Origin of the sequence: Corynebacterium sp. sy039, assembly GCF_007904105.1 — a bacterium.
Lineage (GTDB): Bacteria > Actinomycetota > Actinomycetes > Mycobacteriales > Mycobacteriaceae > Corynebacterium.
In genome coordinates, this window is sequence record NZ_CP042325.1 from 2,123,055 (window position 1) to 2,136,501 (window position 13,447).

At 50.2% G+C, this 13,447-nt stretch carries 11 protein-coding genes; 6 read left to right on the top strand and 5 right to left on the bottom strand.

Annotated features, from left to right (window positions below):
- The first annotated feature begins 507 nt into the window (after positions 1-507).
- Positions 508-888 (top strand): hypothetical protein, encoded by a 381-nt coding sequence (locus FQV43_RS09575; protein ID WP_246846922.1) that lies wholly within the window; start codon positions 508-510, stop codon positions 886-888.
- 23 nt (positions 889-911) lie between these two features.
- On the opposite strand, the gene dcuC is transcribed toward FQV43_RS09575, so the two are convergent.
- The 3 genes from dcuC to serS all read right to left on the bottom strand — a co-directional run bounded on the left by dcuC (position 912) and on the right by serS (position 5,611).
- The gene (dcuC, locus tag FQV43_RS09580) at positions 912-2,306 is read right to left on the bottom strand and encodes a C4-dicarboxylate transporter DcuC (protein WP_144275059.1); all 1,395 of its coding nucleotides are present in this window, start codon (positions 2,304-2,306) and stop codon (positions 912-914) included.
- 23 nt (positions 2,307-2,329) lie between these two features.
- Positions 2,330-4,150, bottom strand: a complete 1,821-nt coding sequence (locus tag FQV43_RS09585; protein ID WP_168195090.1) for a 1-acyl-sn-glycerol-3-phosphate acyltransferase — start codon at positions 4,148-4,150, stop codon at positions 2,330-2,332.
- Between the two features lie 192 nt (positions 4,151-4,342).
- Positions 4,343-5,611, bottom strand: a complete 1,269-nt coding sequence (serS, locus tag FQV43_RS09590; RefSeq protein WP_144275055.1) for a serine--tRNA ligase — start codon at positions 5,609-5,611, stop codon at positions 4,343-4,345.
- Between the two features lie 45 nt (positions 5,612-5,656).
- Here serS and FQV43_RS09595 point away from each other — a divergent pair, with 45 nt between their 5' ends.
- Positions 5,657-6,784 carry a septum formation family protein gene (locus FQV43_RS09595; protein ID WP_246846923.1) on the top strand — a complete coding sequence of 376 codons (1,128 nt, stop codon included), beginning with the start codon at positions 5,657-5,659 and terminating at the stop codon, positions 6,782-6,784.
- Between the two features lie 30 nt (positions 6,785-6,814).
- Here the strand turns inward: FQV43_RS09595 and FQV43_RS09600 are convergent, their stop codons facing one another.
- Both FQV43_RS09600 and pheA read right to left on the bottom strand, forming a co-directional pair.
- Positions 6,815-7,456, bottom strand: a complete 642-nt coding sequence (locus FQV43_RS09600; protein WP_168195091.1) for a histidine phosphatase family protein — start codon at positions 7,454-7,456, stop codon at positions 6,815-6,817.
- Positions 7,457-7,481: 25 nt separating this feature from the next.
- A complete protein-coding gene (gene pheA / locus FQV43_RS09605; RefSeq protein ID WP_146340225.1) occupies positions 7,482-8,444 on the bottom strand; it encodes a prephenate dehydratase in 963 nt (320 codons plus the stop codon).
- A gap of 42 nt (positions 8,445-8,486) precedes the next feature.
- Between pheA and FQV43_RS09610 the strand changes: the two genes are divergently transcribed.
- The 4 genes from FQV43_RS09610 (at position 8,487) to FQV43_RS09625 (ending at position 13,432) form a co-directional block, all read left to right on the top strand.
- Positions 8,487-9,824, top strand: a complete 1,338-nt coding sequence (locus FQV43_RS09610) for an amidase (protein ID WP_146340227.1) — start codon at positions 8,487-8,489, stop codon at positions 9,822-9,824.
- Positions 9,825-9,876: 52 nt separating this feature from the next.
- Positions 9,877-10,605 carry a CPBP family intramembrane glutamic endopeptidase gene (locus tag FQV43_RS09615; RefSeq protein WP_246847015.1) on the top strand — a complete coding sequence of 243 codons (729 nt, stop codon included), beginning with the start codon at positions 9,877-9,879 and terminating at the stop codon, positions 10,603-10,605.
- 57 nt (positions 10,606-10,662) lie between these two features.
- Complete coding sequence (locus tag FQV43_RS09620) at positions 10,663-11,910, top strand: LCP family protein (protein WP_144275047.1); 1,248 nt, start codon at positions 10,663-10,665, stop codon at positions 11,908-11,910.
- Between the two features lie 85 nt (positions 11,911-11,995).
- The gene (locus FQV43_RS09625; RefSeq protein ID WP_210415244.1) at positions 11,996-13,432 is read left to right on the top strand and encodes an APC family permease; all 1,437 of its coding nucleotides are present in this window, start codon (positions 11,996-11,998) and stop codon (positions 13,430-13,432) included.
- Positions 13,433-13,447 lie beyond the last annotated feature (15 nt).

Consider the following 13,447-nt stretch of genomic DNA (forward strand, 5'->3'; position numbering starts at 1 on the left):
TCAGTTTTCAGTGCATAGGTATTTGTCATTCCGTTCTACATAGTATGCCTAAACATAACATCAAGAGTATGTGATGGTACTCACAAATCACTATATAACCTATAAGCTGGCTCTATAGAAAAACATAGAAACCACTAGTAGCACTCCGCCCCTTTTCGGGGGAAGTCCTATACAAACCCACGCCCTCCGACGCCCATCACAAGACCTCACTGATTGAATTTCTTTTTCACTATTTTCTTAGTGAAAATTTGTCAATATACTATAGAATTAACTTGTCTATCATTAGTAGACTGACCATGTGAAGCGAAGTGCAGTAATCAAAAAACTTCGATATGAGGCAAAGCGAAGAGGATTAGAATTTGTAGAAATTAAGCTCAGCCGTCACGATGCCTATCGTGTCGGTAACACAACGAGAACTCTTGGGCGACACCGAGAAATAGACGATACCACTGCAAGGAAATTCTTTGACCAATATGCCTCTGAACTAGGAAAAGGATGGTGGCGATAATGGCAACATTCACAGTTACAGCCGAACGTGGCTCCTCTAGCCCAGTATGGGTTTTAGAATGCGCACAAGTAGGAGCAGTCTCCCAGACCAAAAGACTCGATCATGCAGCGGAAGAAATGCGTGAAGCAATTGCGTATCAAGCAAAAATTGATCCAGCCGAGGTTGAAATCATCATTAAACCAATCCTGCCTTCCGCAGTGGCAGAATTAAAAACCCATGCCGACCTGTTAAAACAACAAGCAGAAGAAACAAAAAAAGAAGCCTCCGACGCCCATCACAAACTAGCGTCGGAAATGAAAAAACAAGGCTTTAGTGTTCGAGAAATAGGCATCATCCTAGGTGTTTCCTACCAGCGTGCGGCGCAACTTGCCGCACGCTAACCCTCTGGCGCTATCCCCGCAACCTACGCGCTAATCAATAGGAAACTCAGCAGCACATTGACAATGGTCGCCACAATCATCGGCACCGATGTGCGTTTCACTAAGCGAATCGGATCCACTTTAATCGCAGCACACACAATAAGCACTGCTGCATTTACCGGAGATACCTGACGCATAAGATTAGAAGTACCCCAGATGGCAGTAAGCATTTGCGCAGGATAAATGCCCATTTGCTGAGAAATCTTGGGGACGACCTCAGCAAAAGCAAAGTATGGTGCGGTGCCTGAGCCAGTCAGAGATGCCATCACAGCAGTCGCAGCCACAAAAATCAGTACCACTATTATTGCGGCACCAGAAGTATGTTCCGTGGCGTCGATAAGCATAGAAATAATACCCAACTGGGTAATACCCTCGATCAATACCGCAGCAGCAACCAACAATGCCACCACGCCAGCAGCACCCTCACCCATGCCACTGAAGAACGACTTGAGCGAATCAACACTATGCGCGATATTGCGATGACGAATCACCTCGATAAGCAATGCAATGAACAAAGAAAGCACTGTCACCGGCAAAATTTCCGCCTCAAAAGACAAAATACCCATATTCTTAAGCAATGCAGACACCACAATAAGCACCAAAGGCAACAGCGGCAAAACAGCGTAATACGCAGGTAGTTTTTGAGCTTTCTCCAATGCCGCCGCAGTAGTGACATCATGAGCCAAGGCTCCTGCACTAGCACCTGCTTTTTCTTTCCTATCGCAACGTCGCTGCCACCACATATGCACAAAAGCAGTAATAATGATGGTAGGCACAGTAGACCTGGCAACAAAACCATACACAAAGGTAGAAATAGGCATATCAGCCAAAGAAGCACCTTGAATAAGTCCCGCCTCCAAAGGAGTAGGCACAATCGTCGACGACGTAACCACAATGGCGGCCACAGTCAACGGGGTCAAACCAGCAGCAATAAGTGCCGGCATGAGAGTGGCGACCAAAAGCAAAGAAAGCGCAGAGGTAGACGCGATCACCATTGACAATAACGTGCCAATGAAATAGCCCAATGGCACCAACCAATACGAACCATTAAAACGCTGTAATGGCTTAGAAAGCATCACCACGGCTTTAGTGTCAGCACCGATATGGCTCATATAGGACACAAAGCCAAAGAGCACCATAATCGCCATGCCAATTCCAGAAAAACGCGCCTTAAACAGGGCTTCTACTACCAAAAGCTGATCGTAGAAAGCATTTCCTGAAGACTCTATCTCTGTAGTGGGTTGCGCTTTGCCCAACAGTGCTGCAAGCATAAGCACGATCACACCAACGGCAAAAATTGATGCCGCCGCATTGACTTTTCGCACGATTAGATATATCACTGCGGCTACTGCCAGCGCGGCAATAATGAGATACACCATGATTAATCTCCTTTGACAGTTTTTTAAGCAGTATCCTGGTTATTCTTCAGAATTAACTCCACGATATTGGCAACGCCTTCGTCATCACGCGCACTCGTCAAAGATGACGCGCGCTGCACCACGCTTGGGGCGCTGCCATAGAGCGCAACACACGTTCCGACCTGTGACATGAGCACCAGATCACTCTGCGTACCAGCAAAAAGCACTGCATCCTCTGCAACACATGGCTGTTTCTGACGCGCAGCCATAGTCATAACTTGCGATAAGGCACTCGCCTTATCGACGCCCTGCGCACCCACAATTACGCCTTTTGCATAGGGGGTAACGCACAGCATTTCCGCGAGCTTGGTCACAATATCTTTGTGTTGTACTGGGTCAAGCTCAACCTTGCCACTGAGGATCATGCCATCGACGCCAGACCAGGAAACCAGTAATTTATTTTCTTCTAATAGCGCAGTCACTTGCTCAATATGCGCGGCAGAAATACCAATGACCTCAGCATTATCAGTATTATCAGCATGAGTAATCAAGGCACCATTGTGTGCAATATACCAACTCTGTGGGAACAGCGTACGCACATCTTCCCGAGGCGCTTGTTCACTCGTGAAAATGAGCGTGGTGCCCCGCTCGGCAATATCGGTTAGTGCCGCAACGGTACGTTGTGGCACTGGCTCCCCAGTAGGACAAAGAGTATGCTCTACGTCGCAAATAAGTGCCGAAGGAAGAGCAGAAAACTCCGTTTTTACCCGGTGTGGCAAAGAAGACACGATAAGCCGCGAATATGCCCCCACATTAACCAAGGCTTCTTCAAGCGCTGACCCCTCATAAATTTCTCTACTGGTATGTGCTAAAGAGGCATACATACTCGCAATTTCCGCCCGCAACTGCTGTACGCTGGCAGTAACTCGCCCCTTGCCTTCATGCAAACCTCGCGAGGTTTCACTCAACACCGCATCCAAGTTCTCTTTGAGCCAGGTCATTTGACTACTTGCAGCTAGTCTCGACTTCTGCTCTGCTGTCTCAGCAAAAATCGCTCGCGTTGCTTCCTCAACCTTGCTGCGCAGGCGCGTTAAGTCTTCGCTCAACCGACGAACACGATGGCGTTCTTCTTCAACAGCTTGATCTCTTTGCTCCATTTCTTCCAGACTGGGCGCGCCTCCGCCTAAACGAGCAGGAACCCAATATGCCCCAGCAGGGAAATCACCACATTCCTCTTGGTACTGCTGCCATACTTCAGCTAACGCATCACTCATGATCTGGTGCAGTTGTGCATTATCTGCCTCGACGTCGCCAGTTGGATAAAAAGGTGGGCAGGCTTTCACCATGATTGGGATATGCGAACGACCCATATTACGCTTATGCCCTTTTGTCCATATCCGCTGCGAACCAAAAATGATTTGGACAATAACAGGCACCCCTGCCTCGTGGGCAATTCTGACTGCACCGGTGCGCAATGACCGAATCTCAAAACTACGCGAGATCGTTCCCTCTGGGAAAATGCCAACTAAATCGCCTGCTTTTGCTTTGGCAACTGCTTTATCAAAGGAAGATGACCCATCAATGCGATCAACGGGAATATGCCCCATGATCTGCATGAGTGAGCCAATAATCGGTTTCTGAAAAATGGACGCTTTAGTGAGATAATGCACCACGCGCCCTTTGGTTCGGGGCAAAAAGCCACCGAAGATAAAATCTAAATAGCCAGTGTGGTTAATGGCAAGGACTGCACCGCCGGACTCAGGAATATGCTGCTCACCAATAAGATGCAACTTGATGTCTTGCAGTTTAGTAATACCACGAATTATCTCAGTAATACCGCGATATATTGTTTTGCTCTCACGCATAATCATCAAGCTCCGAGTCGGCAAGGGTACAGGTCAGGTACATATATTTAATGTCTACTTAATAAGTATGGCAAGAAAATATCCTGCCGTCTTTGTTCGTCCCCTTCCCCACCCCCTTTTAAGTACATAAATAAACAGCTCACCACCCTGTAGTGAGCTGCTTATGGAATTCCTTGCGCCTTGTGCTAGATATTATTTCGCGCTGCGCACAGGTTCAATAACCTCTTTGCCAACAAAAGGTCGCAACGCCTCAGGCACGACGACGCTACCGTCTGCTTGTTGATTATTCTCCAAAATGGCAACCAACCAGCGAGTCGTCGCAAGTGTGCCATTAAGTGTGGCAGCAACCTGGGTCTTTCCGTTTTCATCACGGTATCTGGTTTGTAAACGACGCGCCTGGAATGTGGTGCAATTAGAGGTAGAAGTAAGCTCTCGATAAGTGCCTTGAGAAGGAACCCACGCCTCTGTGTCGAACTTACGAGCCGCCGAGGAACCTAAATCGCCACCTGCAACATCAATGACGCGATAAGGAACCCCCACTGCTGCCAGCATTTCTTTTTCCATATCCAATAACGCCTGGTGCTGGGCTTGTGCTTCCTCGGGCTTGCAATACACAAACATCTCTAGTTTATCGAATTGATGCACGCGCAAAATACCACGAGTATCTTTGCCATAGGAACCAGCTTCACGACGGAAACAAGATGACCAACCAGCATATTTCTTCGGCCCCTGAGAGAGGTCAATGATCTCATCCTGATGATAGCCGGCAAGAGCCACCTCTGAGGTACCCACCAAATACAATTCATCGCGCTCAAGATAATAAATCTCATCTGCGTGCGCCCCCAAGAAACCAGTGCCTTGCATCACCTCAGGGCGAACAAGAACTGGTGGAATCATCAGCTCAAACCCAGCAGCACGTGCTTTTTGTGCAGCGAGCATCAACATTCCCAGCTGGAGGAAAGCGCCATCACCAGTGAGGTAATAGAATCTGGCACCGCCTACTTTTGTACCGCGCTTGACGTCGATAAGCCCCAAAGATTCACCCAGGTCAAGGTGATCTTTTACCTCAAAATCAAATGTGGGTTGCTGGCCGACGTGTTCCAACACGACATAGTCGTCTTCGCCACCAGCTGGTGCGCCTTCGACGATATTCCCCAGGCGCATTTGCAATGCACTCACTGTTTCTTCAGCGTGCTTTTGATCTTCTTCTGCCTGTTTTACCTTTGCTTTTAGTTCATTAGAACCTTGTAGCAAGGCTGGACGCTCAGCAGGATCAGCCTGTCCGATTTTCTTACCAAAGGCTTTTTGTTCAGCTCGCAACTCGTCGGCAGTTTGGATTGCTTGACGACGCAGCTCGTCGGCAGCAATGAGCTGATCCACGAGGGCAGGATCTTCCCCACGGGTGAGCTGGGACTGGCGGACAATATCAGGATTTTCGCGGAGGAACTTGAGATCAATCACGCGCCATATTCTAGCATTTTCTAGCGCGAAAACTTTTTAAGTGGCATGATTGTGAGCATTATGGTCAGTTCTCAGCAAAAAAAACGTCTTATCACCATTGGTGTCATTGTGATACTTATCATTGCCACCCTTTTCACCGGGTATTTTCTCACAGTCCTGCGGCATAAAAATAGTGAGACTCCAGATACCACTCTTGGTGCCACTGCAACCAATAATGAAAAAGATGGTGATGACAGCGCACATAGTTCTTTTACTACCGCTAATGCTGGCGCCTGCCTTACCTGGAATGATTCCGAGAGCACCAAAACAAACAATGCTGGTAACAGCAATCCCGGCAGCACACCGGTGAGTGATTTTGAGCAAACAAGCTGCGACAATGAACACCGCTTTGAGGTGTCTTCCCGCGAAGATCTCTCTACTTACCCAACCTCTGAGTTCGGCGATAATGCGCCACTGCCAGATATTACTCGCCAAGCACAATTGCGTGAAGAACTGTGTTTAGCACCCACGCTGGCTTATCTTGGCGGTACCTTCGATCAAGCCGGAAAATACTCTGTTGCCTCAATTTTGCCACCGGCAGCAGCATGGGAAAACGGCGACCGCACCTTGTTATGTGGTGTCCAAGCTACCGACGAAAACGGCAAGGTAATTTTGACCACCGGTAACGCCGCAACCCAAGACCAATCTCGGGTGTACGCTCCTGAGCAATGTGTAGCAATTACCCCAGCCCAATCCACTCGCGTTGTTGATTGCGCCCAGGATCATCAGCTCGAGATCACCCAGATCGTCGATCTGAAAACGATTTTCCCTGAAGGCGTGCCAAGCATTGAAGATCAAGATAGCCACCTGCGCGATATATGCACCCAGGCAGCTATTGACTATCTCGGTGGCGACGATCCACTCTATTACTCCACCTTGCAGCCCTTCTGGACGGCTATCAATGAAAATTCCTGGACTGGTGGCTCACATAGTGCCAATTGTGCCTTGGTATTTGCTAACCCAGAGGCTACTTTTGGCACTTTGACCGGCAGCGCCAAGCATGACTTGCTAATCAATGGGCAGCCACCTGCACCGCGCCCAGAACGTGCACCTGTGGTAAATCCGGAGGCAGCGGCATCAGTTCACCCACCAGAAGCTGCGGAACCAGCTGTAGCAGAAGAACCGGCGGAATAAAACCCTCAGACAATAAGCAGCTTAGGTTGCTTAAGCACTATGAAGTGGTGTTACCCAGTGGGAGCAGTGCCATTTTCCAAATTCGCCGCTGGGTTCGAGCACAATAAAACCACAGTTCGACATATATGTTTTCTGAGCATGGTGTGGGTCGATGTCGCTGGCGTATAACCCAGCAATGCGCATGGCACCACCGTGAACTACCAGTACATAATCGCCTGTGCGTTCTGCTGCCATTTCCATGATGGGCTGATAGCGCTCTACGAGGTCTTGTGCACTCTCGCCACCAGGAAGTCGTACCTGATTCACCCCGGACATCCATTGCCGAGCAGTATTCCCATACGCCATATGCGCGTCCTGATCATTTCTGCCTTCATAATCTCCGACGAAAATCTCATGCAAACCAGGCATAACTTCGAGGGGAATACTCTCTGTCTCAATCGCCCGAGCCTGGGCATACGCTGTGCGAATACGCAGTGCGGTCTGCTGGGCACGGATTGCCACTGAGCAGAAAATACCACCAAGGTTATCGCTGAGCTGTGCTAGTTGTAGACCAGCGTCGTCTGCTTGGGTTTTTCCTATTTCGGTCAGTTCTGCACCCGGTGGGCGGGTGTCGAGGATATGCTGTGCGTTAGAAAAGGTGCGTCCGTGTCGAATAAGAATTACTCTGCCCATATCATTCCTCTTGTGTCTGTCAGGGTTAATCCACCATGGGTGTACGTCGTCCCGCGCGCGCATCGCGTACCCATTGCTGAGCACTAGCTAAGAGTTTATTATCTTGTGCATTTTTCTTCTCAGCATCTGGGGTATCTGCTGGCCAGGAGCCGAGAAAATGGATGGAATCACAGTGGACGTACACTGCGCGCAGTGCTTCGGCTACGGATAAGTCGTCGATGTGTCCGGCAATATCTACCTGGAATCGGTACATTCCTAGTTTTTGGGTGGTTGGTCGTGACTCAATACGGGTTAGATCCACTCCACGCAGGGAAAACTCGGTGAGAAGCCGCACCAAAGAACCAGGTTCATTACGCACTGTGAAGATTACTGCCGTGCGATCTATTCCAGTAGGTTGTGGTACTGGACCAGGTAGTCCCACTACTACAAATCGTGTTCTTGCCCCCGGAACATCTGCAACCTCCTCCGCAATGATGCTCAGGCCACAGATTTCAGCTGCTCGACGCGGTGCAATGGCAATATCGGCTTGTCCACGAGCAACCATATGGGCTGCAGCGGCATTAGATGATGCTGCGAGGAATTCATGCTCACCTATATTATCCGCCAGCCACCCCTTGACCTGCTGATATGCCACTGGGTGTGTTGCTACTGTTGGTTTGTCTGCCACTATTTCCTGACGTTTCATTGCGCTAAAGGCAATGGGAAGATCAAGTTCTGCATAGATTTGCACACCACTGTGGTGTGTGTTGGCGCTAGCGAGTGCATCAAATGTGGGAGTCACTGCCCCATCTACTGAGTTTTCAATCGCAACGCAGGCAAAATGCGCGTGCCCTGCGTGGATTGCGTCGATTGCCTCGCGCGGACTGGTGCAGGCCAATAGCTCAATGTCTTGTTTGTGTGCACCAAATTGTCCTTTGTCTGCCAGCGCCCACAATGCTTCTTCTGTAAAAGTTCCTTGTGGACCAAGATAAGCAACAATGACACTCATATGTTCCAGCATAAACTCAAATCATTCGCGTACGCTATCCCCATGCCTTCTTTTCAGGATCTTCATGAGCTTGTCGACGCCCACCGCAAGGACGTCGATAAGCTCATGCCCCAAGAACATGGCTATAGCTTTTTTGCTCCCGACTATGCTCATGAATATATCGAGCATCAGCATTGGCGTGAGCGCCACGATGATTCTTATCGCTCGCCATTGCGTGTGGGTCGGTTGGCTGGTTGGTTAATTCCAGCTAAGGATCTTTCTGATGTTGCTGGACTACCTACGTCTTTTGGCAGTGTGCAGCGCACTCGCTGGGCAGATAAAACTGATGAGTTCATTGACAAGTATCTTCAGCAGGGCGCGCTGGTGCCGGGGAAAACTCTGACTCCTGAATTAGGGTTATGTGCCTATACCGAACCTGTGGGGCTGCCTGCTCCGGAGAATCCGCTCTATCCTGGTGCGACTCCTGGTGGCTCGACCGGTGGTGGTGCCGCGATGGTAGCACGAGGTTTGGTGCGTGCTGCTCATGCTTCTGATGGGGGTGGTTCTATTCGGGTTCCTGCTGCGGCTTGTGGCATTGTGGGGTTTAAGCCAGCTCATGATACGGCAGGCGCTAATCCGGTTGTCCAGGGTTTTGTGTGCCGTAGTGTGCATGATTGTGCTTGGCTTTATCCTCAGGTGCCCGCTGCTAAGACCGGGGTTGGTACTGGGGCTAGAGCAAAAGTTTGCGCTGACAATGCGCAGGTCGCTGGCAAGGCGCAGGTACACCGTCCGCTGCGCATTGGTGTGCTGAGTACCCCGGTTCATGCCGAGGTGGAGGTGAGCGAGGATATGCTCATTGCGCTCGATTACACAGCACGGATTTTGGGTCAGGCGGGGCATGAGGTTTATCCTGTCGCTCGTCCTTATGGCGATCAGCCTTTTCAGGCTTTTCACGATGTATTATCCCTGCGCTGTGCGACTATCCGTGGCGAGGCTTCGCCTTTGGTGTCGTGGTTACGTGAGCGCGGTCAGAGTTTATCCGAGCAACGCGCTGCTCAGGCGCGCCAGATTTTCCTTTCTGTTGATTCTTTGCTGCGCACGGCATGGGACTGTGATCTTCTCCTCACTCCTACCTTGGCTTTTGATCCGCCTCCTGTGGGATTTTTCGCTGCTCAAGCTCCGCCGGATGATTTTTATGCTCAAACGCAGTGGACTCCGTGGGCAACAATGTTCAATATGTCTGGTGGTGCTGCGTTGAGTATGCCTGTGCCTCTTTCTGGTCGCCCACCTGTCGGTATTCATCTTGGCGCGATACATGGCTCCACTGCTGATATTTTTGCTGCTGCCTATGCCCTTGATGCTGCTGCCGCCCCACACCAGGAGGTCAATTGTGTGCACTAAAAAACGTGCCCTGCTGTGGGAAATAGTCCTCCTGCTCACCATTACTTTCGGTATGTCAGGGCTACGCTCTGCATTAAAACTTATCGACGCAGCTCTCGACCCTACCCCACTGTCCCAACAGAGCACGACTCTCAATGGTGCGCAATCAACCCTGCCTTGGCTTGATCTCGCATTACAACTATGCAGTGCCGCATCCCTAATCGGCTGGGGGTTGCTCGCGCTTTTTCTACTCCGCATTCATTACCCACCACAGCACCGACCACAGCATCCACCACAAGCTGCGCGCCCACGTACCACAACGGCACAGCGCTTTCGCTCTGGGCTGAAGAATATAGGTTATGGTGCTGCCCTAGCTGCACTTATTGGTATTCCTGGGCTTGGTCTATACCTTTTTGCCCTCGATCATGACTTAACAAAACAAGTTATCCCCAGCCAAATGCTAGCTGCACACAGCATAATGAGCGTGCTCATTTTATTGCTGTGGTCTTTCGCCAATGCCTTTGCTGAAGAAATCGTGGTGGTGCTGTGGCTGAGCACCAGATTGAGCCAACTTCACCTCACTCCCATTGCCATCGTTGCCATCTGCGCTCTCTTACGCGGCAGTTATCATCTTTATCAGGGTTTTTCTGCTGGTGGCGGCAATATCATCATGGGAATAATTTTTGGTATCTTCTTCTACAAAACCAAAAAGATCACGCCTCTCATCATTGCTCATTTTCTTATCGACGCCACTGCCTTTGTTGGATATGCCTTCTTGGCGCAATTTTTGAGCTTTATCTAGTGCGAGCTGCCCAAGTTAAATGTTTCCCCTGGGTAGGTATTTCTGTAGAATTTTGTCATGTCTTCTCATGATGAGTATCTACTCGACGCACAAGGTAATCCCGTGCGTGATCGTTTTGGCAGACCAGTGCGCCGTCGTCCGGCAGCAAACAACACAGGTAATCCTACGGCTGCACCTGTGTCACCTGTGTCGCAGCCGGAACCGACTCGGGTAGAAGACTTCGCACATCCGCAGCAATCTTCCTGGCAAGCGCAGGGGCAGCACCCCCAGTCACCGCCGCAGAATCAGCAAAGACCACAGCAATATATTCCCTCACCTCAGGTGCAACAAGCCCAAGCGTTGCAGCAATCTCAGCTTGGTCACGCACCAGGTGGGCGTCGCAAAGCTCCTCGAGTACGACGCCGAGCACGTGGCTGTCTGACTGCTGTTTTGTGGTTACTCATTATTGGGCTAGTGCTTAGCGCGGCAAGTATCATATGGTTTGATACCAAACTCAACCGCATTGAGGCGCAGCCGGCAGAACATATTGCTGATACTGCCGGCACCAATTGGCTGCTTGTGGGCTCAGATTCACGTACTGGTCTGAGCGAAGAAGAAGCCGCGCGTCTTGGCACCGGCGGCGATATTGGCTCAGTGCGTACCGATACCATCATGGTGCTGCATATACCTGATAATGCTGAGCCTACGTTGATGTCCATTCCACGCGATTCTTATGTTCCCATTCCTGGCTATGGCGAGGATAAAATCAACGCTGCCTTTACTTATGGCGGCGCACCCCTGCTTATTCAGACTGTGGAGCAAACTACCGGATTGCGCATTGATCACTATGCAGAAATCGGCATGGGTGGGTTAGCTAGTGTGGTCGACGCACTCGGCGGGATAGAAATCTGCCCCAATGAGCCTATCGACGATCCCCTAGCCGGAATCACCCTTGATGCAGTATGCCAGCAAGCAGATGGGCCTACTGCCTTGGGTTATGTGCGTACCCGCGCTACTGCATTAGGTGATATTGACCGCGTGGCGCGCCAACGCGAATTTTTTGCGGCACTGGTCAAAAAGCTCACTTCCCCTGCTACAGCGCTTAATCCATTGCGGGTATTTGGCACCGCCAATAATGTTGCTGGTTCTTTTACTGTCGATCATGATGATCATATTTGGGATTTGCTCAAAGTTGGCTTAGCAATTCGTGGCGGTATGCGCACAGTCACTATTCCTTACTCTGGTTTTGCCGATACTGAATCAGGCAATGTGCTGTTGTGGGACGAACAGCAATCGCAGGAACTTTTTGATTCACTACGGCAATAACATACCTAGCAGCATACCTAGCACACGCCACTGACCACACTGACTGCGCCCCTGGGCGCACAATAGCGAAAGGCAAGGAATCATCATGGCAAACACCCAATTACATCGTTCCCTCGGTCTATTTTCCCTCATTGCGCTGGGTGTTTCTGGAGTCATTGGCTCTAGCTGGATTTACACCAACGGCACATTCTTTGATACCTATGGTGCCGGCGGCATGATTTTCGGACTTGCCCTTGGCACTTTATTAGCAGCCTGTGTCGCCCTTTCCTACGCCAAACTCACCACCCTTTTTCCACGCGCAGGTGGTGAAGTTGTTTTTGGCTACACTGTTCTTGGCAGAGGAGTTGGGTTCCTCGTTGGTTGGTTGCTCATCGGCGCGTATATTTCTTCTCTTGCTTTTTATTTCACTGCTTTTGGCATTTTGCTTGGTCGTGTCTTTCCATTCATGGATAGTCTCCCGCTCTATTCCATTGCTGGTCAGCAAGTCACCGCTCCGGTGCTACTCTGTGGCTTGGGTATCACCCTGTTATTCTTCTGTTTTAATGTGTTCCGCGTGAGCATTGGGGCAAAGGTACAAACCGTATTCTTCGCCATTCTCATTTTCATTGGGCTCTGTCTCGCCTTTGTCGGTTTTTCTCAAGGCACTGTCGATAATTTCCTGCCGGCTTTTCACCCCGACGATAACCCACTCACACATACCTTGCGTTTTGTGGTTCCAGGGATGACCTACATGGCTGGTTTTGGGCTAGTTGCCACCTTAGCTGAGGAAGCAAAACTCAGCCCCAAAACAATCGGGCGTCTCGTGGTTATTACCGTACTCTTAGCCGGTAGTTTTTATTGTTTAGTATTACTCGCCTCAGCTTTTATCCTGCCCTGGGAAGAAGTCGCCACTATGGAGCAGGGAACAATCACTGCATTTGCCACCGCCGGTCATAAATGGTTGTCCTGGGGTGCGTATCTCATTGCCCTGCTAGGCTTGCTTACCTCATTCCTTGGACTCTATATGGCAACCAGTAGGATCGTCGTTGCTATGGCACGCGTAGAGCTATTACCTGCTGCACTAGCTCGTCTCGATCACCGCCATAACACCCCAAAGAACGCCCTGCTCTTCGTTATGTTCATCACCATTGCCCTCGGATGGCTCGGCAAAGCAGCAGTGGTATGGTTTTTGGATACTGGTGGCATTTACCTGGGCTTGGTATGGGTTATCGTCGTCGGTGCGCATATTCGCTTGCGCAGCATATATCCACACTTAGCGCCAGAATCACGGTGGTCCTTGGTATTGCCACTATGCGGAGCGGTAGGTGCTGTTTTGGTCATCGCACTCGCTCTTGTCCCAGGTTCTGGGTTGTCTTTAGTATTTCCAGCGGAATATCTCATTCTTGGGGCATGGGCGCTACTTGGCGCGTTTTTCTACCTCACCAATAAGAAACACACCCCTTCTGAGCAGGCATTACATTCCTTGCTTGGCGACTATGCGCATACGCTCACCCAGGCAACAGAGCCTGATCCTAAAAAATAGCAAGGCGAGGCATTT

Coding starts and splice junctions, on each gene's coding strand:
- FQV43_RS09575 (WP_246846922.1), top strand. CDS start 508: ATGGCAACATTCACAGTTACAGCCGAACGTGGCTCCTCTAGCCCAGTA.
- FQV43_RS09610 (WP_146340227.1), top strand. CDS start 8,487: ATGCCTTCTTTTCAGGATCTTCATGAGCTTGTCGACGCCCACCGCAAG.
- FQV43_RS09615 (WP_246847015.1), top strand. CDS start 9,877: ATGTCAGGGCTACGCTCTGCATTAAAACTTATCGACGCAGCTCTCGAC.
- FQV43_RS09620 (WP_144275047.1), top strand. CDS start 10,663: ATGTCTTCTCATGATGAGTATCTACTCGACGCACAAGGTAATCCCGTG.
- dcuC (WP_144275059.1), bottom strand. CDS start 2,306: ATGGTGTATCTCATTATTGCCGCGCTGGCAGTAGCCGCAGTGATATAT.
- FQV43_RS09595 (WP_246846923.1), top strand. CDS start 5,657: ATGATTGTGAGCATTATGGTCAGTTCTCAGCAAAAAAAACGTCTTATC.
- pheA (WP_146340225.1), bottom strand. CDS start 8,444: ATGAGTGTCATTGTTGCTTATCTTGGTCCACAAGGAACTTTTACAGAA.
- FQV43_RS09600 (WP_168195091.1), bottom strand. CDS start 7,456: ATGGGCAGAGTAATTCTTATTCGACACGGACGCACCTTTTCTAACGCA.
- FQV43_RS09625 (WP_210415244.1), top strand. CDS start 11,996: ATGGCAAACACCCAATTACATCGTTCCCTCGGTCTATTTTCCCTCATT.
- FQV43_RS09585 (WP_168195090.1), bottom strand. CDS start 4,150: ATGCGTGAGAGCAAAACAATATATCGCGGTATTACTGAGATAATTCGT.